The following is a 2,101-nucleotide window of genomic DNA, read 5'->3' as shown; positions in this document are numbered from 1 at the left end:
CCTGAGGCAGCACCCGTGCCGAGGCGCGCTAAGGCTCCAGCGGCACCGCCTAACGCGGCTCCCGGAAGCGCACTGACCGCCCCTGAATAGAGCTGCTCACCCGCACCATTCGGCTTCGCTACGCCAGCCCGATCAAGGGCAGCCTCTGCCTGTTCGCTGACGGGAGTGGGCTTGACCTCAGCAAGTTCAGGACGGATTGCGGACGCCTGAGCCAAGTCCGTGTCCCCAGCATGAGAGAACATGTCTGCCAGTCCCGTCACGCCATTTGTCAGGGCTCGGCCCGTAAGCCCAGCCCAGTGATGGAGGGTGGACTCATGAGGCGCTGCTTGTGCCCCACCTTTCGGAGCATCGAACTGGTCGAATGGGTTTCCCCCGCTCGACGCAGGCTTTGCATCGAACTGGTCGAACGGGTTCTGTGCCATTACTTTCCTGGTGTAGCTGCTGCGGCTCCCTTGCCGTACTTCTGGTCGAAGGCGTCGGAGAACTGCGGGTTATTGCGGAGGTAGTCGATAGCGGCCTGAGGCGCAGTGATTGCCGGAGCCTTTGGAAAGGCCTTTGAAACCGCCTCAGCGGCCTCAGGATCAGCATGACCACCCGCCTTCCACTGCTCAAAGCTGGGGATATCACGGGGGGTGACTGAGCCATCAGAGCCCGTGGTGAACGGACTGCCAACGCCCTGAACGTACTCCCCAAGTGCTGATTCAATCTGCGCTGGGGTGGCGTTAGGGTTCCGCTGAAGCAGCGTGGCCCGTGCCTGATCGACCGCCTGTTGCAGGCGTGTATTGGCCGCCGTGGATTGAAGGATAGCGTTACCTGCCTGGTAAGGTACAGACTGGTCAGGGAGCGAAGCCCCAGCAATCTTGAGCCCCGCGACCAGAACTCGGCCCTTGGCCCCAGCTAGCTGAGCTGTCAGCGTATTGTGCTGCTTGTTGAGTTCAGCCGCGTCAGCGTTGCCCAGCCCATTGCCGGATAGAACAGAGGCCAGTGGAATACGCCACGATGCGCCCATACCGGGCTTTGACAGCGCAGTACTCTGAAGCCGGTCATAGGCCCCTTGGTACTGGTCGAGGTTGTTCAGCAGCGCCTGGTCATCCGTCAGGGCCGAAGCGTGATCTCTGGCGTACCGATCGCGCTCCCCTTGGTTCTTCTGCGCGAACTGCTGAGCGCCTCTGATGCCACCCTGAGTGGGCAGCGGAGGGAGCGCCCAAGGGTCCGTGGTAGGCGCGGGAGGGAGCGTCGGGGGCGCCAGAGGGGCGGGCTGAGGGGGCGTTGCAGGGGGTGTTGACGGGACGCCCGGGGGAGGTGGGGCTGGGGGAGACTGCGGAACACCTGCGGGAGCCTGCCCAATATTTTGAGGGATCGTTACAGGCGTATAAGGCGCCCCGGTCAGGGCCGCCGCCTGTGCCCCTCGGGAGTTGGCAATCTGCCCCCGAAGCGCCAGGGCCGCATTCTGATAGTTCTGCCGAGAATTGATGGCGTCCTGTCGATCGCCGTGCCCTATGTCTTGTCCGCGCTCCGCTACCCCTGCGCGCACATCTGTATTCCGCGCACTCGTTGCGTTACGCGCACCTGCAACGCCTACCTTGGTCTCGTTGTTCGCGTTCGTCGTGTCAGCTTTAAGCCCGTAAAGACTTTGAAGCTGCTGTTGCCTGTATAGTTCATAGGCGGCCTGCTGCTGCTGATCGAGGGTGTCGGCGGCACCAGCAAGGGCACCAGAAAGCCCCTCACCAAACGTGCGGCCCCCCGCGAATCCGGCGCCAGCGCGGAGCAGCATCTGAGACAGAGTGCGTGAGCTGTGGGGATCGGCAGCATCCAACATATCCTGGGTCGGCTGAGGACCTTGGAAAGCCACTTGGCCAGGCGGAGGCTGCGTCATTGAGCCGGACATTTGCGTTCCTTCTGCGGGACCGCTCAGGGCCGTTTCAGGGGGTGTTGAAGGGATTCGTGCGGCGACGTGCTGAACGTAGTTCGGGTCTCCCCCGCCGTTATGCAGGCGCAGGATCGAAGCATAGTCGTCGGGATTGTCGAAGCTTAAACCTGCATGGTCCGCCTTGGCCTTGAGCAGGTTGAGGGCGAAGGCGGAGGATTTCTGAGGATCGTT

2 protein-coding genes are annotated in these 2,101 nt (G+C 62.6%); both read right to left on the bottom strand.

What is annotated here, in order from left to right:
- Window positions 1–422 (bottom strand): hypothetical protein (locus C0V97_RS17615; RefSeq protein ID WP_199752019.1); only part of this gene is annotated, 422 nt, incomplete at its 3' end.
- On the bottom strand, window positions 422–2,101 hold a 1,680-nt coding region (locus C0V97_RS18480), incomplete at its 5' end, for a hypothetical protein (protein ID WP_199752016.1). The genes C0V97_RS17615 and C0V97_RS18480, both read right to left, overlap by 1 nt.

Origin of the sequence: Asaia sp. W19 (assembly GCF_003994335.1) — a bacterium.
GTDB lineage: Bacteria > Pseudomonadota > Alphaproteobacteria > Acetobacterales > Acetobacteraceae > Asaia.
This window is presented reverse-complemented; position numbering and strand designations above follow the sequence as displayed.